This window comes from Pseudoalteromonas sp. SWYJZ19 (genome assembly GCF_015864375.1).
GTDB lineage: Bacteria > Pseudomonadota > Gammaproteobacteria > Enterobacterales > Alteromonadaceae > Pseudoalteromonas > Pseudoalteromonas arctica.
Window position 1 is genome coordinate 276,654 of sequence record NZ_JADYXI010000001.1, and the last position, 24,736, is coordinate 301,389.

14 protein-coding genes are annotated in these 24,736 nt (G+C 39.6%); 2 read left to right on the forward strand and 12 right to left on the reverse strand.

Annotation, left to right across the window (positions count from 1 at the left end):
• Positions 1-7: 7 nt before the first annotated feature.
• The 7 genes from I6F45_RS01265 to I6F45_RS01295 form a co-directional block, all read right to left on the reverse strand.
• On the reverse strand, positions 8-1,435 hold the full coding sequence (locus I6F45_RS01265) for an NAD-dependent succinate-semialdehyde dehydrogenase (RefSeq protein ID WP_197159465.1): 1,428 nt from the start codon (positions 1,433-1,435) through the stop codon (positions 8-10).
• Positions 1,436-1,558: 123 nt separating this feature from the next.
• The gene (locus tag I6F45_RS01270) at positions 1,559-2,542 is read right to left on the reverse strand and encodes a hypothetical protein (protein ID WP_197159466.1); all 984 of its coding nucleotides are present in this window, start codon (positions 2,540-2,542) and stop codon (positions 1,559-1,561) included.
• 1 nt (position 2,543) lies between these two features.
• Entirely contained in the window at positions 2,544-3,323 is a 780-nt protein-coding gene (locus I6F45_RS01275) for an SDR family NAD(P)-dependent oxidoreductase (protein ID WP_165739254.1), read from the reverse strand.
• Between the two features lie 11 nt (positions 3,324-3,334).
• Entirely contained in the window at positions 3,335-4,906 is a 1,572-nt protein-coding gene (locus I6F45_RS01280; protein WP_024594146.1) for a sugar porter family MFS transporter, read from the reverse strand.
• Positions 4,907-5,107: 201 nt separating this feature from the next.
• Complete coding sequence (locus I6F45_RS01285; protein ID WP_197159467.1) at positions 5,108-5,983, reverse strand: SMP-30/gluconolactonase/LRE family protein; 876 nt, start codon at positions 5,981-5,983, stop codon at positions 5,108-5,110.
• A 17-nt stretch (positions 5,984-6,000) separates the two neighbouring features.
• Positions 6,001-7,164: a mandelate racemase/muconate lactonizing enzyme family protein gene (locus tag I6F45_RS01290; protein ID WP_055255562.1), complete on the reverse strand. Its 1,164-nt coding sequence runs from the start codon at positions 7,162-7,164 to the stop codon at positions 6,001-6,003.
• Between the two features lie 19 nt (positions 7,165-7,183).
• Positions 7,184-8,605, reverse strand: a complete 1,422-nt coding sequence (locus I6F45_RS01295) for a sulfatase (protein ID WP_024594144.1) — start codon at positions 8,603-8,605, stop codon at positions 7,184-7,186.
• Positions 8,606-8,949: 344 nt separating this feature from the next.
• Between I6F45_RS01295 and I6F45_RS01300 the strand changes: the two genes are divergently transcribed.
• On the forward strand, positions 8,950-11,085 hold the full coding sequence (locus I6F45_RS01300) for a multiheme c-type cytochrome (protein WP_197159468.1): 2,136 nt from the start codon (positions 8,950-8,952) through the stop codon (positions 11,083-11,085).
• A 344-nt stretch (positions 11,086-11,429) separates the two neighbouring features.
• Entirely contained in the window at positions 11,430-13,970 is a 2,541-nt protein-coding gene (locus tag I6F45_RS01305; RefSeq protein ID WP_197159469.1) for a TonB-dependent receptor, read from the forward strand.
• An 816-nt stretch (positions 13,971-14,786) separates the two neighbouring features.
• On the opposite strand, the gene I6F45_RS01310 is transcribed toward I6F45_RS01305, so the two are convergent.
• From I6F45_RS01310 to I6F45_RS01330, 5 genes are all read right to left on the reverse strand, one after another.
• Positions 14,787-15,704 (reverse strand): glycoside hydrolase family 16 protein, encoded by a 918-nt coding sequence (locus tag I6F45_RS01310; protein WP_197159470.1) that lies wholly within the window; start codon positions 15,702-15,704, stop codon positions 14,787-14,789.
• Entirely contained in the window at positions 15,697-17,643 is a 1,947-nt protein-coding gene (locus I6F45_RS01315) for a CRTAC1 family protein (RefSeq protein WP_197159471.1), read from the reverse strand. The genes I6F45_RS01310 and I6F45_RS01315 overlap by 8 nt, the downstream gene beginning before the upstream one ends.
• A 12-nt stretch (positions 17,644-17,655) precedes the next feature.
• Positions 17,656-18,699: a family 16 glycosylhydrolase gene (locus I6F45_RS01320; protein ID WP_197159472.1), complete on the reverse strand. Its 1,044-nt coding sequence runs from the start codon at positions 18,697-18,699 to the stop codon at positions 17,656-17,658.
• 156 nt (positions 18,700-18,855) lie between these two features.
• The gene (locus I6F45_RS01325; RefSeq protein WP_197159473.1) at positions 18,856-20,643 is read right to left on the reverse strand and encodes an Ig-like domain-containing protein; all 1,788 of its coding nucleotides are present in this window, start codon (positions 20,641-20,643) and stop codon (positions 18,856-18,858) included.
• Between the two features lie 62 nt (positions 20,644-20,705).
• A complete protein-coding gene (locus I6F45_RS01330; RefSeq protein ID WP_197159474.1) occupies positions 20,706-24,416 on the reverse strand; it encodes a TonB-dependent receptor in 3,711 nt (1,236 codons plus the stop codon).
• Between the last annotated feature and the right edge of the window lie 320 nt (positions 24,417-24,736).

Sequence of the window (24,736 nt, forward strand, 5' to 3'; positions counted from 1 at the left end):
CTGTTCCTTAAACCTTTAACGCGCGAGAAACACGTTTATATGCAAGGTAGTCATCTAAAGCTAACAACGAACAATCAACACCCACGCCCGATTGCTTAATACCAAAATGAGGTAAATTAATGCTGTATTTAATGCCGTTTACTTGTACTTCGCCAAAGCGTAAATGTTTTGCAAAGTAAGAAATAGTGTCTTCGTTACTACTAAAAATAAATGAGCTTAAACCAGCGTCCGTGTCATTTGCATCGCTAAGTACCTGTTCGTTATCACTAAACGTAATAATGCTAATAACGGGGCCAAATATTTCGTCTTTGTATAGATTCATGCTCGAATCTACACTTGTAAGTACGGTTGGTTCGTAAAAATACCCATTAACGCCTGTAGGTTTTTTACCACCTAATTGCAATTGTGCGCCTTTTTGCTGTGCATCTTTAACTAGCTCATCAATCCGTTGCCATGAGTTAGCATCCATAACGGGGCCCATATCAATGGCCTCGTTTTTATCAAAACCAACTTTTACTGCTTTTGCACGAGTAAGTACTTTTTCAATAAATTCGTCTGCAACGCTTTCGTGTACAAATACGCGATTTGGGGTAACACAAATTTGCCCTGCGTTGGCAAACTTAACACCACAAATCACATCGGCTGCGTTATCTAAATTCGCATCGCTACATACAATGGCAGGTGCATTACCACCAAGTTCCATTGAATAACGCTTGATTGACGTAGCACCTGTTGCAATTACATGCTTACCCACATTAGTAGAACCAATTAAAGTAAGTACAGAGGGAATAGTTGACGCTGAAATGGCATCGCCTACGGTACTATCTGTGCCCGAAAGTATGTTAACCACACCTGCTGGCAAGCCGATTTGTTCACATAATTCGCCTACAGCATAAGCAGACAAAGGCGTTTTACTTGACGGTTTTACTACAAGCGGACAACCCGCAGCCATTGCTGGGCCTAATTTATAAGCCAAATTTAATAATGGAAAATTCCATGCTAAAAATGCAGCCGCTACACCAACAGGCTCACGCGAAAGAACGTGGCTGTGCGTACCTTCATTATCTTTTAATTCTTCATCGGCGATATTAACAATGGCATCAGCGTAAAAATTAAGGCTATCAACTAACATTTGAAAGTCGTCAGCGGTTGACTGCCATGGTTTAGCCATTTCTAAATGTACGCATTCACGTAAGTGTTGCTCGTTTGCAATTACTGCATCACGCAGTTTAAGCATCCATTGAGCACGCTCTGTTGCAGGCGTTGTTGACCAACTTGAAAATGCTTCTTGCGCAGACTCTAAGGCCATGTTTGCTTCATTAATACCTGCAGCCGAAATTTCGCCTACAACTTCGAGTGTTGCAGGATTAATAATTTCGGTCGTTGCGTCACTCGTTATTAATTTTCCACCAATATACAGTTGTTTAGAAAGCATTCTGTCGCTCCATTATTATCTACAACACCCTAAGGGCTAAATGACTAAAGTAAGACACACAGGCCTTAATACATAATAACTATTTAAACATATGATGTTTGATTGAGCAAACACAAAATACATTTAGTTAACAAAAAAACTCATATGCCAAGATTTATGAGCATTGCTTTTAATTAAGCCTTCCTCTTCACTCGCCATGGCTTTGTGTAAAGAATCGCTATTGCCTATACAAGGTTCTATCCCAAGTACAAAAGGGGGGAGCTGCTCATTGGCAGACCAACCGTTGTAATTAAACCAAAGCCCCAAGTGACTTATGTTTGTTGATGAAAATTCAAACCCGCAGCTTTGCTGAGCTTTATCATCAACCAGTTTTACAACTATATTTTGATCTTTATGAGTGTCCGTATTTAAGTGTTTGCTAAAAACCTTACTTGCAAAACCACTGTTATAGGGCATAACTTTATTTAGCGGCGGGACTTTAGTTGAGCAGTCACTCCAATTAATAAAGGCACTATTAACGTTATAAAAACGACTAAGCCCTTCATCAACTTTAAACTCCATATGTTTGTTATTTATTAAAATACGCATCTCTGGTTTTATGGCAAAAATAGGATGCGCTGACCAAACAAAAGGGAGATTGTGAGTTGTGTTATTTTTTACATGGTAATCAACAAGCAGCCGCTTACTGTGTTTTTTTAAGGTAAACGTTCTTATAAATGTAAAAGTAGAGTCAAAAACCTCAGCTTGTAAGCTAAGTCTTATTTCTTCATCGCTAATATGGGTATTAGTTATTTGCCATGCTTGGCACCACAATTCACCATGATCATGTGAAAAATGCGTTTTATTGGGGATATGTTCGTACAGCTGAGGAGAAATACCCGGAAAACATTCATCCCAACCACCGCTATCATGCTCAGAGAAATCATTGTTTTTTGCAGGTTTTAAAGTGATTTGTTTATCGTGAGCAAGCCACTCTCTATTGTGTTTTAAGCTTACAATAGAGATGACTTTTGCACCCAACTGAGGAATGACTGTAACAGCAAGCTCACTATTTTTTAGCAAAATAGCCTCAAAACCATGAGCCTTACAGTGTGTTAAGTTAAGCACTTTAATCGTGATAAATTACAGAACGGCCACCATCAATGATTAAGCTTTGCCCTGTCATAAAACTCGAATCTGAACTGGCTAAAAACACGGCTGGGTAAGCAATTTCTTCAGTTGTTCCATTTCGTTTTAGAGGATGTACATCGCCCATTGCTTTGCGTGAAGCTTGCGGATCGTCTGTTTGCTCCCACGACTTAAACGCCATAGGTGTTTCTATCATGCCTGGGCACAATGCGTTTACTCGTATGTTGTGCTTTGCGTATTCAACGGCTAAGTTTTTAGTTAACCCTATAACCGCATGCTTAGTTACCGCATACGGAAAATACCCCGGTACAATTTTATAAGAATGCACAGAACCTACATTTATAATGCTGCCACGGCCTAACTCTTTCATATGCTCAAGTACGGCTACAGCACACTGCCACATACCTTCAACATTAACCGCAAAGCTATCACGCCACATTTGTGGAGTAACGTCATCTACGTTTCGCCCAGGGCTAATTAAAGCCGCGTTATTAACTAAAATACTGGGCTTGCCGAGCTCATTAACTACTTTTTCAACCATGTTTTTTATAGCCGTTTCGTCGCTAATATCGGTATGAGCAAAAATAGCATCAAACCCTTTGCTTTTTAGCTCTGCTACAACATTTTCGCCCATTTCTTTATTTATATCAGCAACACACACTTTAGCGCCTTGCTCACAAAATACGCGTGCAACTGTTTTTCCAATTCCATCGGCTGCGCCAGTGACAATAGCAACTTCGTTTAATAATCGTGATGACATAGTTGTATTCCTTATTTATTGAGCCCAGGGACCAAATCGCGTTCAATGGCCTCAATAGACTTACCCTTAGTTTCGGGAAGTATGAATGCCATAACAATACAGCCTACAATAGCGACGCCTCCGTAATATAAAAACGTATTTGCTGCGCCCATGTTCTCTAATTGCCAAGGGAAAAACTGCTGAATACTCCAGCTAGAAATACTCTGTACTAAGGCGGCAAAGGGGAGCGCAACACTGCGTACTCGGCTTGAAAATATCTCCGAGAATATCACCCACATTATTGGCCCTATCGACATATTAAAGGCGGCTAAAAATGCGAATAATCCAAATAAAACATACGCAGGACTAATATTTATAGAAGCATTAATAATTGCACCGGTAACAACTGGTAGCTCTTTTTTACTGTAAATAGTGGCTAAATCTGCTTTTAGCGCAACATCAGTGCTGTATATTTTATTTTCGAAAACGTGCAGCTTTGTAATATCTACTTTTTGCTCTGCAACTTTGGTTATTGCTTCACTGTTGAGTGAGTACGTGGCATTTTCAAAACCATACCAAATTGATACATGCGCAACAGCAATAAGCAGTAAACCGGTAATGGTTAATGTTCTTCTGCCAAGTTTTTCAACAAAGAATATGGCGACCAATGTAAATAATACAGATACCGCACCAAGTACTATTGTTTGTAAAAAAGAGTTTTCGACGCTCATACCTATTTGTTCAAACACGGTAGGTGCATAAAACAATACGGCGTTCATGCCGGTTGCGCCCTGCACTACCGCGTAACATACAGCAAGTAGCACAACAAAACGCATAGGCTTACTAAACAATACTTTAAGTTGCTCTAGTGCACTGTTTTTTGAATCTTCTTGAATGGTTGCTTTAATATCATTAAGTACTACTTCGGTATCGGCGTTATTGATCCCCATACCTTTGAATACAGCGCGTGCTTCTTCATCACGTTTTTTGCTCATTAACCAGCGCGGCGATTCAGGAATCGTCATTAATAACGAAAACCAAATAATATTAGGCACAATTTCAAAGCCAAGCATATAACGCCAAATATTGGCTTCATTTAACCATTCAATTGAGCCCATGTTTTTAACAAAAAAGTAATTAACAACAAACGCAAATAAACTACCTAACGTTATAAGCAACTGATTAACTGATACAAATTGGCCGCGTTTATTAGCGGGTGCAATTTCACCAATATACATAGCTGAGACAGTTATAGAGGCAAATGCGACCCCTCCTATAAAGCGTCCAACAACCAGCATGGGGTAACTTACCGCAAAAGCAGAAATAACCGTAGAGAGTGAATACGTTAAAGCAATGCCAATAAGTACCTTTTTACGACCAAATTTTTGGCATAAAGTACCTGTAAAAAATAGTGCGATGATTACGCCAACAATGGCGCAACCCACTACATTACCTGTTTGTAAACTGGTTAGCTCAAACTGCGAACTAACATAGCGTAACGCCCCCGATATATTGGCCGCGTCTAGGCCAAATACAAATCCGCCAAATGCTGCAATGAGGGAGTACTTAATTGCTTTTGTTGATTGTGTGTGTGTGTCTTTCAATGTATTACCCTTAGTTTTATTTTTATACTTTTACTGTGTTGGTAATGAGTGCTCTACAACATATAAAAGAATAACATTGATAGAATTAGTAAAAACAATATAAACATATGATGTTTATATGTGCAATGTGTTTTTCCTCTCACATCTAATTAATGTAAGAGGAAAAAACACAAAATTAATATTTAAAGTGAATACGTAAAATTAAAAGCCGTCTATTTTAACGCAAGGCTCAAATACGCCTTTTACCGCATTTTTAAATGCAAGCGTAGCGCCGTGAGGTATAGCATTAAATAGGGTATCTTCTAGACCACATTGTGCTGACGTTACGTAAAGTGTTGTACCATCGTCGCCAAACGCTGGGCAGGTAGGGCGAGGTGTTTGAGTCGCTAAGCTTTGAATTACCTTAGCTTCGGGCGATATGCAATCTACACGTGCGCCATCCCAAAGTGCAATCCACATGTTGCCTTCGCTATCAATTACAGCACCATCAGGTGATACAGCTGAGCTTGAATAGTCAAAAAACAACACACTTTCTCCTATTGGCGAACCCGTAAGTGAGTCGACGTCAAATCGGTAAATTTTTTGCGTTTTTGAATCTGCGTAATAAGCTCTAGCACGCGACTTATCAAAACAAATACCATTGGGTATGGTTAAATCACTAACAACTTGAGTAAGTACGCCGTTGTGAAAACGATATATTGCCCCTTCGTTTTCGTGAGCATCGCCGTGCATTGTACTTATCCAAAACCCACCCCACGGATCGGCACGCCCATCGTTACTGCGGTTGTCAGGTTTATCTGCTTCAACGCTGCACAAAAAAGTTTGCTTATGCGTGCTGGTATTATAGGTATTTAGGCCTTTATCACTTGCTAGTAATAAGGTTTTATTGTTTACCCAAGCCAGAGCGGTAACCATATTATCTAAGCGTTGCTCAACTTTATGGTCGCCTTTTTTGCTGTGCAAAATGTGGTTTGGAAAATCAACCCAATAAAGCGTTTGTGTGATCGGGTGCCACAAAGGCCCCTCGCCTACAAAATTTAGTGTGCTGTCAAAAACAGTCGCTGTAAGTGTATTCATTTAATTCTCTAAACAAGTTACCAGTTAGTATGTGAACCATCACGCTTTGATAAATGCGGTGCTTCGGTTTCTACAGGGGTTGCCAATCTAAACGCGGCTTCGTTCACTTCAACACCTAAACCAGGTACTTCAGGAATAGTGAATTTATTGCCTGTTAACACATGCTGCTTAGGAAAAAGAAGTGGATCATGGGCGCCAAACTCACTAAACGGGCCTTGGTGCGTTTCCATTAAGCCTAAATTTGGTAGCGCTGCTGCAAAGTGATTTGTGGCTGCTGTACACACAGGGCCAAGCGGGTTATGTGGCATAACATCGATATAATGTGCCTCAGCCCAACCAGCCACTTTCATTGCTTCTGTTAAGCCACCAATGTTACACACATCAACACGTAAATACTGAGTAAGCCCTTGTTCTATATAAGGCTTAGCTGCCCATTTAGAGCTAAACTCTTCACCAATAGCAAAAGGAATATGCGTTAAAGTACGCAGCGTTTTATACGCATCAGGAGATTCATGACGAATCGGTTCTTCAATAAAATCGAGTGTATCGGGCTTTAAACGTTGGCAAAACGAAGCTGCCTCAGCCACGCTTAATCTGTGGTGGTAATCAATACCGAGTGTAATATCAGGCCCAAGTACTTTACGCAGCTCATTTAAACAACGCGCTGTGCGCGTTATAGATTCTTGTGGTTCAAAAAACACAGGGTCGTCAAAACGACTCGGTATCACTCTTATTGTTGTCCAACCTAGCGCTATAAGTGCTTTTGCTTCTTTAACTAAATCGTCAAATTTATCAGGATCGGCCTCTGTATAACAACACGCAAAGCACGCTATGTGCTCGCGTTGTTTGCCCCCTAACAACTGATAAACAGGCACTTGTAGTGACTTACCTAAAATATCATAAAGAGCAATATCAATCGCTGAAATAGCAGCCGTAATTACACGGCCCCCTTCAAAATAATGGCTGCGGTATAGCTCTTGCCAAATACGGCCAATTTTACGCGGATCTTGCCCTTTTAAAAACCCAGCAAAGTGATGTATCGCGCCAATAACTGCTTGCTCTCGATTTGATAAGCCCGATTCGCCCCAGCCAACTATGCCACATTCGGTTACTACTTTTACTAATAGCTGATTACGTTTTCCTACGCAGCCTAAAAGCGCTTCAACAGATTCTATTTTCATTATTATTACCTATGCGTTATTAAGGTTGAGTTGCTGGTAAACGGTATTTATCCATGCGGTCTATATCGTATTTTTCGTATTTTCTTTTTAATAACCAGCGCGGACGCTCTAACGTTAATTCCCATTCAAACAATGATTTAAACATAGTTTTAACACGTTCAGGATTTTTTGCTGCTAAATCTGTTTGTTCACTAATGTCTGTGCTTAGGTCGTATAGCTCTGCTGGGCGGTCTGGGTAACGAATAAGTTTCCAATCGTTATCGCGTATTACAGCTCTGTTTTCTTTTTTCCAGTACATCACTTTATGTGGGCGTGCTGTGTTTTTACCTTGAATATAAGGGAGTAAATCAACGCCATCAATATCATTACCTAACGCCTTACCTTGTGCGGCACTGTAAAAAGTAGGCAGTAAATCTAGTGTGCTTACTGGGTAGTCGTAAGTCGAACCTGGTTTAATATGTTTTGGCCAACTAATTAAGAATGGTACACGAATGCCCCCTTCTAACTGGTTTGATTTAGTCCCTGCAAGTGGTGCATTATTTGAGGCGTTTTTGTCAGATGGGCCACCGTTGTCGTTTGAAAAAACCACAATAGTATTATCATCTAAGCCTAGCTCTTTAAGTTTATCAAGTACATAACCACTGGCTCTGTCTAACCCTAGGGTCATTGCAGCAAGCTCTTTACGTTTGCCCGTTAAGTTTGGAAACTTAGCTAAATCTTTAGGATCTGATTCAAGCGGAGTATGTACTGCGTTAAAAGCTAGATAGATAAAAAAGGGTTCATCTTTGTTTTGTTCAATGTACTTAGCGGCTTCTTTACCTAACTCATCGGTTAAGTACTCTTTTGGCTCTTCGTAATTACCAAAGTCACGCTCTAATTTTTTATCGAAAAAATGTTTGTTTCCATTTTTCATTTCTTGTTCTGAATAGTTAAAGTAGCTTCTGTCGCCACCTCTAAACCCTAAAAAGGTATCAAAACCACGTTTTAAAGGATGAAACCTGTCGGCGTCACCTAAATGCCACTTACCAAATACCGCTGTTTTATAACCCTGCTCTTTAAGATAATCGCCCATTGTTTTTTGATCTAATGGCAAGCCCATATCTGCACCTTTAAGTGCTGAGTTATCGCTCATAAAACCAGGTACGTTAATTTCTTCGTAACCAAAACGTTGCTGGTACTTACCCGTCATTAAACCTGCGCGTGAAGGACCACAAGTAGAATCACTTACGTAACCTTGAGTAAAACGAACACCGCTTTGGGCAAGTTTATCTAAATTAGGTGTTTTAAGCTGCGTACTACCTTGAAAGCCAAAATCACCAAAACCTGCGTCATCAGCAAAAATTAAAACAATATTAGGTTTTTCTGTTTGTGCTTTTGCCATTGCATTAGCACTAACGCAAAAGCCTAAACATACAGAAAGAAGAACAAGTAGCTTATTCATCACAGTTTCCTATTTAATATAATAGTTAAGCACATAGCTAAAAAATATTAATTACACCATAGCTAACATATTGGTTATATTAGACTATTACGGCTAGTTAATTTAATGGTTGAGTTGTAAATAATGCGTTTATAAATCACAATATCGCTACACTAAACAAAACATAACAATATTGCAAACATATGATGTATGATATTTTGAAATTAATTTTTCAATTTCTCACTATTACTTAAGCCTAATAACAGCGTCAGCTTAAAGGCAAAGCTCATTTATTGAGTACTTAGCTGCGGCCTGTTATTTAGTTTTAAGTATGCATTGGTGTGCTATTAAAGGTGGATTCTAAAATGATAAATATAAAAAACAGCCTTTTTGTTGTTCTTTTTTTATGCAGCTGTTTTTCAGCGATTGCAAACGAGGAATGCCAGTCTTGTCATCAACAACAAACCCATGATTGGAAACAGTCAGACCATGCAAACTCAATGGCTTTAGCCAATAAAGATACCGTGCTTGGTGATTTTAATAATATAACCGCGACCCACTTTTCTCAAAAAGCCGTATTTTATAAAGAAAAAGAGTCCTTTTTAATTGATTTGACCGAGCAAGGTACTAAAAAAACGTACACCGTAAGTTATGTATTTGGCTTTGACCCACTGCAACAGTATTTAATTGAAGTTGAAAAAGGCAAATACCAGGTATTTCCTTTTGCATGGGATAGTCGCGCTAAATCACTAGGCGGTCAGCGTTGGTATGCCAACTACGCTAACGAGGATGTAAAACCTAACGACCGTCTCCATTGGCTGCAACCTCTGCAAAACTGGAACGGCATGTGCGCCGATTGCCATTCAGATAATTTAAAGCGTAATTACACTACTGAAAAAGAAAGCTTTGATACGCACTTCTCGAATATAAATGTGGGCTGTAAATCTTGCCACAGCGATATAACGGATGAACATAAAACTAAAAAAAGAATAAAGACAGCTCAAACAAGCCCTACCAATATGTCGCAGTGGAAAATAATTGGCGATAACAAAATTGCTACTTGGCAAGGTGAGCCGCGCGATAACAGCTTTATGCAAGGCTGTTATGCATGTCATTCGCTTAGAAGTCCATTAACCGATGGCTTTGATAACAGCCAAGCGTTTTTGGATCAATTTAGCCCTTCATTTTTAGAACCAAATTTGTATCACGCCGATGGCCAAATTAAAGAAGAAGTGTATGTGTTTGGCTCTTTTGCACAAAGTAAAATGTACAAAGCCGGGGTTAACTGCGTTGACTGCCACGATAAACACACTATGAAAGTTAAAACAAAAACAAATGGACTGTGCTTACAGTGCCACAGTGCCAGCGAATATAACAAACCCGAGCATCATCGCCATAAAGAACAATCAACCGGTGCACAATGTGTTAGCTGCCACATGCCAACTAACAGATACATGGGCGTTGATGACAGGCGCGACCACAGCTTTAAAATTCCGCGCCCTGACATATCAATAAAATACGATACACCCAATGCGTGTGTGCAATGCCACGACGGTCAAACAAACGAATGGGCAGCAAGCACGCTTGAAAAATGGCATGGTAAAGCACCGCCATTAAGTGCAAGTGAGCACAGTATGCTTGAACTGCGCTCATTAAAAGCGATATCGCAAAATGCACATATGAGCTTAATTAATGACTTTTCGTTAAACGAAATAGACCGCGCCAGTGCAATTGCTTATTTAGGTAATTCGGGCGCTGAGCTAAACGATGCCACAGTAAAAAGTTGGGTTAACTCGCCGCTTCCGCTTATTCGCTTAGCGATTGCTAAAGTGGGCTTTTTACTCCCCGAAGCAGAGCGCTTAAAAAGCTACAAGCAACTATTAACCGACAAATTAAAGTCGGTGCGTGTTGCTGCAGCGCAAAACCTAAGCCAAACAACAGCGCAGTTAAACGGGCTTAATCAATCTATTATAGAGCTTGCACACGCTAATACTGTCAATACATGGCGCGGTGAAGGTAACATTAATCAAAGTATGCTCGCGCTTAACAAGCAAGACATAAACGGTGCTATAAAGTCGTTACAAAAAGGCATTAGCGTGGACCCTTACTTTGATGCAAGTTATGTAAATTTAGCCGACATTTATTATCGCCTTGGTCAAACAGCAAAAATGCAAAGCACGTTAAATAGTGGTTTAAAGGCAGTACCTACCTCTGCGTCGCTACATTATGCAAACGGTATGGCGCTTATTAGAAGCGGTAACAAACCCGCTGCGGTTGATTCGTTTAAACACGCAATGACACTTGAGAGTAGTAACGTGCAATATGCTTATTTATACTTTTTAGCACTTGATAGCATTGGCTCAACAGCGCAGGCCGTGGGTGAGTTAAAACTCAAAATTGGTGCTTATAATAATGCGCAGCAGCTCAAAAACTTAGCGATGAGCTTTGCTCAAAAGCTTAAAAATGCTGAGGATTACCACTTTTTTGCTCGTTTAAAATAATTTTTAAAAATTGAATTATTTTTCATTCTAAATTTGTAATTTAGATTAGAGACTAAAATTCAACCACTTAACTTAATAATCTTGTGTTACTTAAACGGCAATACAAGGTTATAACCTCAATATTACAAGCAACATTTAATAAACAAGTAATCAACACATTGCACTTGCAAACATCATATGTTTAAATTGTTAGAATGAATCATTCATGATTATTTACACTTCTTGATTGCTTATAGCTTTATCGCAATTAAGAGTCGCTGTTTAATTAGCCTGATTCTAAATAACAGATACTGCCGTTGCATTATCTGCACACACAGTAATTATGAAGAAACGGAGTGGTTAAAATGCTTAAACACAGTAAATTGCATACAGCAATATTACTTGCATGTTGTTCTTTATCAGCTTTCACACACACTGCATATGCACAAGAAGAAACAACCGCAAAACAAGCTAAAAGCAATTCAGACGATTTTGAAGTTATTTTAGTGAGCGCACAAAAACGCGATCAAGCATTAAAAGAAGTTCCCTCTTCAATCGAAGTGCTAAGCGGTGATTTAATTCAAGAAATTGGTATAGATAATGGGTTTGATCTAGTCACCTACTTACCTGGTTTTGGCATTGATGACAGCAGTGAAATACGAACTACAACATTAAAAACACGTGGTATAGGCACTTTTACAAATTCAATTGGCTTACAGTCTTCAAACCTAGTCGTTATAGATGGCGAAGTATTACCTCGCCAATCAATGCTTAACTTACCTATTTCAGATGTACAGCGTGTAGAAGCAATGCGCGGCCCACAAGGGACTTTATTTGGCCAAAACACATCAACAGGCCTATTGCATTATGTAACTAAAAAGCCGCAACTAGATGACCGAGTTTCAGGCACGGTTAGAGCACAGGTTACTGAGTTTGATGGCACTGATTTTAGCGGGACCGTAAATGTACCCCTTAACGAAAACTGGGCAGCTCGATTTAACGCGCAATACAGTGATATTGATGGTTGGATAGAAAACACCATGCCTGGTGAAGAAGATTACACCATAGGCGCAAAAACAACGAAAGCTGGTCGTGGCCAACTTTTGTATGACAACGGTGAAGAGCTAAACGTACTATTTCGCTTAGAATATTCAGAGACAGACACAAATTGTTGTTCTCTTACTCGTTTAGGTGGAATAAACCCAGATTTTGGCCCTCGTCCAATCGTTAATGTAAAAGATGATGGCACTATTGAAGGCACAACCTATAACCGTGTAAATCCTGAGTCTACTTTTGAAGAAGCCGGCGGCCCAGTTACATCGCGTAATGCTGAAGGTAATTTTGGTAGAACAGAAAATTTTGGCTTTTCAATATCGGCTGATTACTACCTAAATGATGAAATTACACTTAGCTATAATGGTAGCTACAGAGATTTTGATTTATATAACAGTTCCGCATTTTTCACTATTAATTTTCCTGTAGAGCGAACCGCTTTTGGTGGTAACGAATCAGTTGATGTGCTTCAACAAGAATTTCGTATTTCGTCATTTAATAATGAAAAATTTGATTGGGTATTAGGTCTTTTTTACCATGATACCGATGGTCAGCGCTCTGAAATACGTGACGGCTGTATTGCAGGTAACCGTGGCTTTATTGAAGGCGGCGAATTAACAGGGTGTTATTCAAAGCAATCTACCGATGCTTTTTTAGCTAACTATGCAACTACTGGCGATGACGACCGCTCATTACTAACGCCTTCTCGCTTACTAAATAGTGGTGATTTTACAACTGGTTTTGAAAACGTCGCTATTTTTGGACAACTTGAATACCAAATAACTGAGCAATTAGATGCTACTTTTGGTTTTAGATTATTACACGAAAAAAGTGATGCAACCTTTGCTCGTACAGATTTGGCAACACCTTCTACGGGTGTTGGAATGGAAACATTCAATGAAGTATTAGAACTTGCTCAAACAGATCCATCGCTTATTTTACGCCAAGACGCGCCAACTAAATTTGATAACTCAGACACCGCCTTTATATACAAAGCGGTTGTAGGGTATGACTTTACTGATGATATTCGCGGTTATGTAAATTATTCTACCGGCTATAAAGGGGCATCTTACTTTGTAACAACAAATACGGACCCTGCCGATGCAGACAACTTCCCTACCGATCCTGAAAACTCTTCAAACTTTGAAGTAGGTCTGCGTTCAGCATATTTTGATAATGATTTACTGTTTAACTTTACGTACTTTGATATGAGAGTTGACGATTATCAAGTACGTGCCAGCCGTGTAATAGATGAAGAAAATAACATTATTTTTGCAGGCTATGTAAACGCAGCACAAGCACGTTCAACCGGTATTGAAGCCGATGTAGTGGTTAAAATATCAGATAAATTAAAGTGGTCGTTTAACTACGCTTATTTTGATGCACGCTACGAGGACTTTGCTGATACACCTATCAATTGTCCTGCTGGTGATGGTGGTTTACTTGCTTCTCGTTGTACAACTGATTCAACAGGCAATCAGAGCTTTGATCAAACAGGTTTATCTTTCCCTAATAATGCTGAGCAACAATTTTTAAGTACTATTTCATATAATACACAAATTGCTGATACAGGCTGGAATGCTAATACACGTGCAGTTTGGCGTTATAATGGCAGCCACACGCAATCAATTAACGAACTTGCCTTTGGCGAATCAGCTAACCCATCGTCAAGCATTTGGGATGGTTACTTAAGCGTAAGCAAAGATAACTTACAGTTTAGTGTATTCATTAAAAACTTATTTGATAAGTCGTACACTACTCGCCAACGTATAAACTCTGAAGGGTTTGGGGAAGCATTCTATCCTCGTGACTGGAGTCGTTATGTGGGTGCAAGCGTTCAATATAGCTTTTAATTAAAGTCTGTATTTAGGGACGATTTCATCGTCCCTAATTTGATAAAAATCAACATCTACCCCACACTAAAACATTTGGTAAATTCAACTTTGAAGTACATAACCGCTAAGCAATTATAACTCTCATATGCTCAGCCATTAATTTGCCTTTACTATGAAATCTTCAACGTCTGATAGTGCTACTTTTTGAAATCAGTAGATTTAGGCTAATATTGTCGCAGTAATCTATTCGTGCTTTCATTCAGCCTTTGCTGCCAGTATGTGTAAAGTAAACACCGCACTTTAAACTTTGTGTCACTTTTCATGATAATACGATTAGTTCTAACGTGATTTACAGTCTGGGCGGTTACGCTCATCAAATGCGTCTTGTGCTTATTTGAAGCGATAACTAGGTTTACCTGTGTTGCGATCAGTCTGTATTCAACTGACCACTTCTTTTACCTATTCAAGCTATGCATTTACTATTTGGATCCAAGTTTCTTTATAATAATATTTAGGGCACGTTGATCTTTGGTAATTGGATTTTCAGCAGTATGTTTGGTGTTTATGCAAGGCGGGGCCTATGTAGTGTGGCTGTTCCCCATAAATAGGCGATAATGCAGCATAGATGCTAAACATGCGTGCCATTTAGGGCTGCTTATAGGGACAGCCAATTCTCTACTACTCGGTTTTTACTTATTCTTACATGGATGAAAGCCAGTAGGGTAACGCAGGAGCAGTTACCGAGCCCACTACGTTACAAACCTCACACCGCGATTAAATCGCCCCTAGATTGAACGAATTTCAATCTACACCGTTCAACACGCCCTAATAGTATTATTGAAGTTCATCTATTTGCTTGGGAGTTTGAAAAAAGCGAACATAATCAACCTGTGCTTCAGCAGGTAAATGGCTATTATCTACCTGTTTTGTATTAGCTAAAAATGATGCTATTGAAGTAAACCAAATACTAATATCATTGTGTTTATACTGGTTGACATCAAACGAGGTTTCTTTTTGTAATTTCCCATCGAAAAAATAACGCAAATGGGTCGATGTAAACTCTAAACCATATATATGAAAATCATCTAAGCGAGTTTCATCTTTAAATCTAACTTGCTTTGTGCCGACCTTATTTTGTTTACGACCAGGGTCTTCAGTCCCTGGCGTTGGTGACCATTGATGCGCGTCAATTTGATAATGCTTTAAATCAATCGAATCATTCTCAACAGGATCTAGTTCAATGTTGCTATTTAAATCGTGTTTACTCGTTGAATCTATAAACTGATTTCTCATCATCCAAAATGAAGTATGCCACCCCGCTCCTGAAGGCATTTTAAGCTTAGCTTCATAATACCCGTATCGTAGTTCGTCTTTTGAAATAATACCTCCGCCTGTATACTGAACTTTCCCAGCAGGTTTTTGACCTTTTTGTTGACCTGGTTGTAAGGCATTATTATTAGGACAGTCCACACTTTCTTTTCGAAGATGAATGCGATAAAGACCACCAGATACAGTATTATTAGCCTTACGCTGTTGGCTCCAGTGTTTACAGTCTAATCGGTAATTCCATCGTTTTTCATTTACCTCTGTACCATTAAATTCATCTGACCATGTTAGCAAATAATGACTAACTTGAGTTCCTTGATAGGGCTGTATATTTATGTCACTTGACGGATCGACTGAAGCATTAATAATACCTGAATACAACAAGGTGGATAGACAAAACCCTAAACTACTATTTTTTCTAATCATTATAGTTATTCCCATCAAAAAATTGTTTACCTGCATAAATACCCTTCGGATCATTTAGGTTTTTATAATTAAGTTCAACGTACTCGCCATTTGACCACTTAACCTTGGCGCTTTGCACCTTAGTACACTGTCCTAAACCAGTATGTAATCGGTTATTTTCGCTTTGTGAAAAGCCAGCACCTGTTGCGCCTACAACTCGTTTATAAGTTTGCCCACACGCTTTTATAGTCGCTGTAGCCCCCATTGCCGACACGCCAGCGTTAGGAGAGTAACCAATATTAGTGACTAAAAAATTATGCTGTGCGTCTAAAATGCTGTTATTAGTAAATAGATGCCAGCGACCGCGCTCGTTTGAGTAAATTAAGTCAAGGTCCCCGTCATTATCGTAATCAAAGGCCTGTGCACTGCCCCCTGTTGCTCCAAGCTCAGTTGAAATAACACCATGGTTTTGTAAAGCCTCAAATCCTTTACCTTGCTGATTTAAATACAGTACCTGCTCGTTAGCTTTTGCAGGGTTTCCGTAACGCAATACAAATAAGTCACTCCAACCATCGTTGTTAAAATCTCCGGCTACAGCACTGGTTGTAGGTTCGCTAAGATTAATATTTAGCTTGGCTGTTGCATCAACAAATTTACCTTGCTGGTTTTCTAATAATACCGCTGGTAATGGCTCAAGCCTTTTTACGTTGGGTGAATTAGTCACTCTTTTAATAACACCGGCTGTGGGCGATTTAGTATCCCCCGCTACGCGCCAAGTATCGTTACCTAAGTAACCTATATATAAACCTTTTTTATGTAGTTTTTTAGGCCAGCCAGCAGCCTGCTCTTTTGTTACCTGTACCGTACGTTCACTGCCGCCATGCCCTTGTAATGCTAAAGGCGCACTATTTTTGCCAATAAACACATTAAAATGGGGATAAGCCATTTGCAGGTTTTCTATTTCAAAGTCACCTTCGATTTTAAAATCTTCAAATTTAAATGCTTCGTTACGAGTAAAAAAAGCAAAATTTTGAGATTGAGCATCGTAAAAGGTGTGTTGCTCAAATTGGTGTTTAGCGCGCGTTAAAAATAAATCAAAGTCACCGTCATTATCAAAGTCAATTTCGGTTATGCTACTCACATAGCTAATATTGCGATTATTTCCTAGTACAGCCTTACTTTTATTTTTATAACCTAAATCAGATTTACTCTGCGCTACAACAATGTCATCTCCGCCGTAAAAAAATAAATCATCGTGCCCGTCATTATCAAAATCACTAACTAAGGCTTTATAACCAAGCCATTTTGCAGTAGGTAAGTAATCGACAAACTTAAAATGATTATGCCCTTCGTTTTTATATATATGATTGGCTCCCTTTTTTTGCTTTTTAAGCGGAAAAGCAGAGAGCATTAAATCTAAAGTGCCACTGTTATTGCCATCAATTAATTTAACCGCACGTCCGCGTGTACGTTCAAAATTATCAAACGTTTCTCCGCCTTCAACAGTACGGTCATGATTTATTTGAAACGATACAGGTAAACGCGGTTTTAGACCTCCACCACCGCCTTGGGCTATTATTAAATCCATACGACCATCTAAGTCGTAATCAGCAACAGCGACGCCATGTGTGTCGCCTTTAATAATTATCTGTGGTGCTGAAAAGGTATTGTCTTTGTTATTCCAAAAAATTTTTACTGCGTGGGTATGCTCAGTAATTAATACATCTTGATAGCCATCTTTATCAAAGTCTGCAATCAGCGCGCTATCCCATTTACGACGCGATAGTGGCTCAAAAGGTATAATATTGTGCGATTCGCTAAACATTAATTTATTACTGCTGTTGTCACTTAGCGTTTCATTGCTTGCCCTTTGAGTGGTGTTACATCCATAAAGCAGAGTACTTGTAGCAATCAATGATAAACAAAATAACGTATTTGCTGGCTTACTATTTTTTTTCATTTAACCCACTCCTTACTTAACTGACTGTAATGGTTTTTGCTGCCAAACACGGATGTATTCAATTTCAAAGTCGACTACACCATCATCTTTTTTGCCCTCAGGGCTATTACGTTCAAGCTCTTCTTTACTTTTTGGTACGCCATGCCAAGGAAAAGTCTCCTGATCAAGCCATAAAAACAGTGGCTTAGTGGCTACGTAACCTTTATCAACCCCGCGATGCTCTTTTGCCCAGGCATCAGCTTGTGCTGCAGATACTTCGCTAAATAATTTACCATCAACATAATATTTAATTCCTTGGGCGCTCCAGTCAATTCCATACACATGAAAGTCATCGGCCACTCTAAAGCCTAAATCTTTGCGCTCTGTATACGTTGGTTTGCCTTTTACTTTTTTATTCCAATCGCGGATTGACCACCATAACTCACTGTCTATGTGATCTTTTTTAGGGTCGAGCGAGTCGCCAAATAATTCAAAAAAATCAACTTCTAACTTTTCGCCCATCGACCAAAATGCACTGCTCACTTGCGCATCAGCGGCTTTGCTTTTAATTTCTATGTATCCGTACTGAAAAGACTTTCTGCCAATAAAGCATGCCGTTGTGAGGTTTTCGTATTTAAGTGCATCGCCAAACACAGGCTTATGTATTTTTTGTTCAAAAGGAAAGTCAGGCTCCCAACGTGTCTCAAGTTTTAGTTTGCCATTTTCTAGGCGATAGTTATTACCCGAAAATTGCGAAGGTGCGCGGCCTTTCCATACTTTTTTATTTGGATTATCTGGATGCTTATAAACAGGTTTACCGTTTTCAAGTTTACCCACAATGTACCAACGTTCTTCATTGATAGTGCTGGTTTCAAATTCGTCACTTACTTGAGTGTTAAGTACCCATTTACCGGTGTTTTGCGGATCTGTTAAAGGCAATAAGTTATTTTTAGTTTGGGGAAGCTTTTGCGTGTTAGTCGTCGCATCGCTGCTACAACCGCCAATGGTTATTACCGACAATAATGCTGCTGTGAGCGTCAATTTATGTGTTTTTATATTTTTTTGCGTGTTGTTCATGATGTCTCATTATTTTGTATGTAAGTTTGTGTGAAAGTTAAAAATTAATACGTAAATAAATAGATTTTTAGTGGCTTATAAGCAAACAAAACGACTTTAAACCTATTTAGTTTAAAGCCGCTTTAATTAATATTATGTTATGCGTCTAGTACTCGCTTAAATATCGGTACGCGTAACGGCGTAATCGTCAATCAAGATTGAATCACCCGTTGGCAGTCCGTACACTTCCCAAAGGGTAAACACATCAGTTACTGAGCTCCATGTTGCTGGAATAGCCCAGTCGCGTTTATTAGTTGAATCCTCTACAAACTCGATGTATTGCCACTGCGTAGTAGCTGCGAGTGCTGCGCTAAATAAGCCCGCTTCTGAGTAACGACCTGTAAATCCATTTGCATCCTCAGGTATGCCGTCATAAACCCACGGTACAACAACATGGCGCAACGTAACGGGTTCAACAGGCACTTGATTTAACTTAACCCACACGGCATAACGGTATGTTTTATCAACAGACTCGGCACCACGTCCATAGTTGGCGCTATACCAGTTACGTTGTTTATTCCAAACTTGCTGAGTTGCAAAAGAGTACGGTGTATTCGCTTCACCTTGAGTTGCAGTACCCGCTGTAATTTCAAGCGAACGACCATTACCCGACACAGAGGTTGCCGATACGCTATAAGTGGCATTGCCTTTATAAGGTGCGCCTTCACCATTGAGGTTAAAGTCGGTGTTAAAGCCTGCTTCGTGTTCAGACACACCCGGCTCACACATTTGGTTATTAACGGTATTGACCGTAATACTTTTTTGCGAAATAAGTGATAAAGGTGTACTTGCTGTATCGCCATCAATAAGTTCAACCGTTACCGTATTTGAGCTATCTATTGTTGTAGGTGCTTTAACGGCAAGTACTTCTCCAAAGCCGCTTTTTGCGGTTAAGCTTTTCGTAAATGAAACTTCATCGTTAAGTGTCCAATCAAAAGTATATTCGCCGCTTAACTCTGCGTTTAGTAAAGCCGGCTGCACTTCTACACCACTGACCACACAGATTGGAACGTCCTTGTTACCTGAAGAAGCGCCTAACTCGTTTTTATCGTCGTTTGTTATTGCAAGACTAAAAGCACCTGTCACTGTAAGTGTGGCGCTTGCTGAAGCTTCGGGGTTATCAACACTTGTGGCTGTAATAGTCGTTTCACCGGTATTTTTAGCGCTAATAAGGCCATTTTCATCAATGGTTGCAATATCTTCATCTGCAATTGAGTAAACAAGTGCGGGGTTACACGCGTAATTTGGTATCGCTGATGCGAATACACTTGCTTGACCACCAGCAGGAATTTCAATCGGCGAGACGCTGACCTCAGTTACAACATCATCAATCGCATTGACAGTTAATTGTAATGTACGTGTAGGCAGTGCGCCACCCGCAGCAATAGCTGCACCATTATTGATAGAATATGTAATGTTATAAATAACTTGGCTCGGAAAGTCTAAGTTACCATCAGCAATAGGATTACCACCGCCATCTAAAGCGCCTCTTATATCGGTTTGGTCGCATTGTCTTAATGCCGCCGAAAACGCATCGGTATTTATAACTAATTTAGTGCTATCACTTGATTGTGTAAAAGGTGAAATTCGGTGTGATGCAATGGTATTAGCACTTGTTTGTGGGGTAGTGAAATTATTATTAACCACAAACTCTAACTCACTTACGTTTATGGTTGCACCTGACTCAGAGGCTGGTTTACCGTCGATTGTTACGCCTTGCAGTAAATCAATTTCTTGAACTCCGGACTCTTCATTTAATGTGCTCGTGATCACTGCGGTATCGATTACAAGTGCTAAATCAGATTTAAACTGCGGATCGTAACCTTCATCCGTTCCACCGCACCCTGTTAATACTGAAAATATAACACTGCTAATTGCTGTTTTTATTAGTAAGTTATGTTTCATCTTACTCTCCAAGATTTGTAAGGCAGCGCGCCTAACGTGGCCCGCTGCTAATAGTTTCTCAATTAAAAGGTACCGCGAAGACCAACACGGAACTGACGACCTGTTTTCCAAACTGATGCTGTACGCGAAGTAGTCACACTGCCATCTTCAATTGCATTACCTTCATCAAGCACAACCTCTTGCGAGTTAGCTTCAAACGCATTACGACTAAATGAACTGGTGTAATAAATTCGGTTAGTTTCATCAGTTAAGTTAAGTGCCTGAAAAGTTAAGCTAAAGTTTTTATTAATTTTATAACTTGAGCTAAAGTCCAAACGATGGGTTGCCTCTTGCCATGTAGCGCCACCAACTAAACCTCGGTTAACTAATTGATCCCCGGTGTAGCGACTCGCTAAACGTAATTGAATCCCTTTTTGTTCCCAATACAGTGTTGTATTTAGGGAATGCTTTGGAGTGAAAGGTTGTGGTAGTGGTTTTAAAAATATATCGGTATTACCTACCTGCTGACGATCAGATTCTGAATCTTGGTAGGTATAGTTCATGTTTAAACCTAAGCCACCCCAATAACTTGGTAAAAAGTCATAGTTTTGGTTGTAACCTAGTTCAACACCTTTAATATCTGCGCCTTTACCATTGGTTACTGTGGTTACGTTTACAACGTCACATTCAATGCGCCATTGGTCAAAAAAGCCTGCAACTTGCCTAAGTGGCATACAATCTTCTTCGCCACCTGGTGCTCTATTCTCATCGTAATCAAGTAATAAATCGGCTGTTTGTAAATCGTATTCGGTCCTAACGTCTTTATAGTGATACGGAACAACCACCGTTTCTTCAAAGTCTTTCATATCTTTGTAAAAGAACGCTACCGACAGCAAGCCTGAATCGCTAAAGTACCACTCATAAGACAAGTCGAGATTGGTTGATTTAAGCGGTTTTAAATTTGCATTACCTGCTGAGCCATTAGCAGAGTCCCATTGTTGCTCAAAAATTTGTGTACGTGGGTTTAATGAATCAAAACGAGGACGCGTCATGGTTCTACTAACAGCAAAACGTGCAATCATTTCTTCGTTAACTGCATAATTTAAGTTTAAGCTAGGTAAATAAGCGTCATGTCCGCCTTTTTTAGTTACCCAAGCAACGCGGTCTTGTACTTCACGTCCGCTACCTTGTGTTCCTGTAAATGAAGTTGTTCTGTCTAAAAATGGCCAAATTTGTCCGTTACTTGCAAAGTGTGCCCATGCATTAGCTGACGTTGGAACTAAATTTCCGTTGCTGTCGTAAATTAAAGAAGGTAATGCATTGTTAGCTATAATGTTGCCATTCTCATCTACAAACACTTGCTGATTTACACCCAGTCCGGTGTTGCCATCAGCCCCGGGAATTACAAACTGACCCGTTTGCGGATCAACAGGGAAAGTAGCTGGGTTTGAGCGGTTATACGCATGAGTGATTTGCCATGCCCAACAGTTTTGTAGCTCAGCATCGTTTGCTGGTGTGTAACGATGATCAGGCTGACCCGTGTCAGAGACCCCCATAACAGCTGCCGGGCAGGCATCTAAATTTGTATTTGCTAAACCACGCTCAACTAACAAATTATACGCATCAACCATTTGTGGAAAACGCGTATAGTTAATACCGCCTACGCCTGTTGCTGTTGTGTCATCTTTTACATACCTAAGGCCTAAGTTACCTGTTAGCTTGCCATCCATCAGCTCAAAGTTTGCTTTAAAATAAGCGGCTTTTGTTTCGGTTTCAATATTACGACTGCCTGTAATGGTTTCTCGTATACCTACTTCGCCTGCATCTTTACCTGAAACAATCTCAAGCGCTTTTTCTGCGTCAAGTAACGGCCAGCCATTAAAAAACTGTGCAGAGCGATCTGATTGAATATCTTCACCAAAATTATCGTAAGGATAGGCGCTATCAGCCACTATATCGGCTAAGCGAATTGTACCAAGCCCACGTACTTCAAACGCTTGATCAGGGTCTTCTAAATCTATTAAATCACTGCCATTTGTGGTTGCTCTATTTTGAATAGAGACATCTTTTTTACGATTTGACCACTTAACTCCAAATTCAAGCGATCTAATAAAGTCGCCATCAAGCGCATAGTCAAAATCAACAAAAAGCGACTTGTTTGTATCCGCTAATTTGTTTTTACGAAGCACTAAACTACCTAAGTGATTGTGCTCCATGTCATACGGATTAAAACGACTGTATACCGCATTAGACGTACCATCAAAGGCATCAAACTCCCCTGGAGTTACGCCAGTTGAGTAACTACATTCTCCATTGCTGCCACAGTCGTAGCCAACCATTTCGTGGCTGCCATCGGGCATTGATTCAACTATTTGACGACCTGCCGTGCCCCATGTAGCTGTACTAATAGAGATGTAACGGTCTTTCTCATCATCATTTGGTGTTTCATCTGTCGTTTTAGAAAAACCAGCTCTTACATTCATATTTAATGAATCGGTTACCTGATAATCAATATCGAGTGACGCTACATTAGTATCAATTTCTCTAAGTCCGTAGGAGCGAACAAAGTTACCACCTGTAGAGCGGCTACTTGATTGCTGCAAGGTATTGGTCGATAAATCAACCCCGTTTAGTGCTGTATTGTCATCACCGGCATAAATTAAAGGTGTTACAGGCCCCATGTTCAAACGCAGTCGTTGACTGTCGGTTAACACATCTTGCTCTGTATGAGTTACATCTAGCTGAATATCGAGTGACTCTGTTGGTTGGTATTGAAAACCTGTAGACACTGACAAGCGATCTCGTTGGTCATTATTCAATGTAAAATCAATAACCTCACGCGCTAAAACAAATAAATCACCTTCATGTAATATTTGCGTTTCAGGGTCGTAATTATTAAGTGAACTCAGTGGATTTAATAATGCTTCTCCATTTTCACCAAAAAGCTTATTTCCATCAGCATCACGTTGATTGCCAAGTACCCTGATTGCTTTGCCTGTAACGGTGTCATGTGCTGTACGACCAGTTGCATCATCTAAATCAACAATAGGAATTGCGCCGTTAGCCCAATCGGTATTGATACGATCTTGTCGTGTTTTTTGGGTATCTTTAGAGGCCGTTATAATAAAGCCAAAGGTGTCGTCGAAGTATTTATCAGAAAAGCTAAAATTAATGCGTGAGTCACTTTCATCAGAAAACTCGTTGTAGCGCCCTTCAACCGTAAAAGAGCGACGTGGTTTATTTAAATTTAACGGTTTTACAGTTCTAAGCACAACACTTGCGCCGAGTGAGCCTTCATCGTTATCAGCAGAAGATGTTTTAATTACATCGATAGATGACAATATATCTGACGAAAAAGAGCTTAAATCAACACTGTTATCGTTAGTAGCACCCGCACTAGAGCCATCGGTACTTAGTCCGCCGGTAAGTGCTACACCATTCATTGATATTTGATTTAAAGAAGGTCCGGCACCACGAATTGATATACGTGTTCCTTCACCGCCCTCTTCTTGAATACTCACCCCGGTTACTCTAGATAGTGCATCAGCGATGTTTTGATCTGTTGATTTACCTACATCTTCAGCATGAATTGAGTCACTTACGTTGTCGGAAAAGCGCTTTGCGTTTACCGCTTTTCGTAAGCTACTTTTGATTCCTTGGACTTCAATTATTTCGATATCTTTTTGTAGTTTTATTTTCTCTTTTTCTTCATCTTCTTGTGCAAAAGCAGATGATGAAATAAGCGAAGCAATAATAGCTGCAGAGACTGCTGATAACCTAAAGTTATGCTGCATTGTGTGCTCTCCTGTTTATCGGCATCGTTTTTCTCAATGCCAGTGTGTGATGATGTCGTCTGTTTTTATTGTTAGTTAAGCGCCACAGATAAAATGAATGAACGTCCTGGTATCCTAATTTCGTTTCAGAGCGTTGCTTAACTTGCGATCAAGTTAAACATATGATGTTTATATTTACAAGTCGTTTACTTTGATTTTTACATTTTTGTTTCTTTTTTAAACGAAGTAATTTAAATCGCTGTTTTTAAACAATTTAAATTCATTAATATTTAAGTGAAAGTGATGTAGATATTTTTATTTTTTATACAAAACAAAAAAAG

Bases quoted from the DNA above. Each gene is read 5' to 3' on its own strand.
- I6F45_RS01300 (WP_197159468.1), top strand. From the start codon at position 8,950: ATGATAAATATAAAAAACAGCCTTTTTGTTGTTCTTTTTTTATGCAGC.
- I6F45_RS01320 (WP_197159472.1), bottom strand. From the start codon at position 18,699: ATGAACAACACGCAAAAAAATATAAAAACACATAAATTGACGCTCACA.
- I6F45_RS01275 (WP_165739254.1), bottom strand. From the start codon at position 3,323: ATGTCATCACGATTATTAAACGAAGTTGCTATTGTCACTGGCGCAGCC.
- I6F45_RS01310 (WP_197159470.1), bottom strand. From the start codon at position 15,704: ATGATTAGAAAAAATAGTAGTTTAGGGTTTTGTCTATCCACCTTGTTG.
- I6F45_RS01290 (WP_055255562.1), bottom strand. From the start codon at position 7,164: ATGAAAATAGAATCTGTTGAAGCGCTTTTAGGCTGCGTAGGAAAACGT.
- I6F45_RS01295 (WP_024594144.1), bottom strand. From the start codon at position 8,605: ATGAATAAGCTACTTGTTCTTCTTTCTGTATGTTTAGGCTTTTGCGTT.
- I6F45_RS01265 (WP_197159465.1), bottom strand. From the start codon at position 1,435: ATGCTTTCTAAACAACTGTATATTGGTGGAAAATTAATAACGAGTGAC.
- I6F45_RS01305 (WP_197159469.1), top strand. From the start codon at position 11,430: ATGCTTAAACACAGTAAATTGCATACAGCAATATTACTTGCATGTTGT.
- I6F45_RS01285 (WP_197159467.1), bottom strand. From the start codon at position 5,983: ATGAATACACTTACAGCGACTGTTTTTGACAGCACACTAAATTTTGTA.
- I6F45_RS01315 (WP_197159471.1), bottom strand. From the start codon at position 17,643: ATGAAAAAAAATAGTAAGCCAGCAAATACGTTATTTTGTTTATCATTG.
- I6F45_RS01330 (WP_197159474.1), bottom strand. From the start codon at position 24,416: ATGCAGCATAACTTTAGGTTATCAGCAGTCTCTGCAGCTATTATTGCT.
- I6F45_RS01325 (WP_197159473.1), bottom strand. From the start codon at position 20,643: ATGAAACATAACTTACTAATAAAAACAGCAATTAGCAGTGTTATATTT.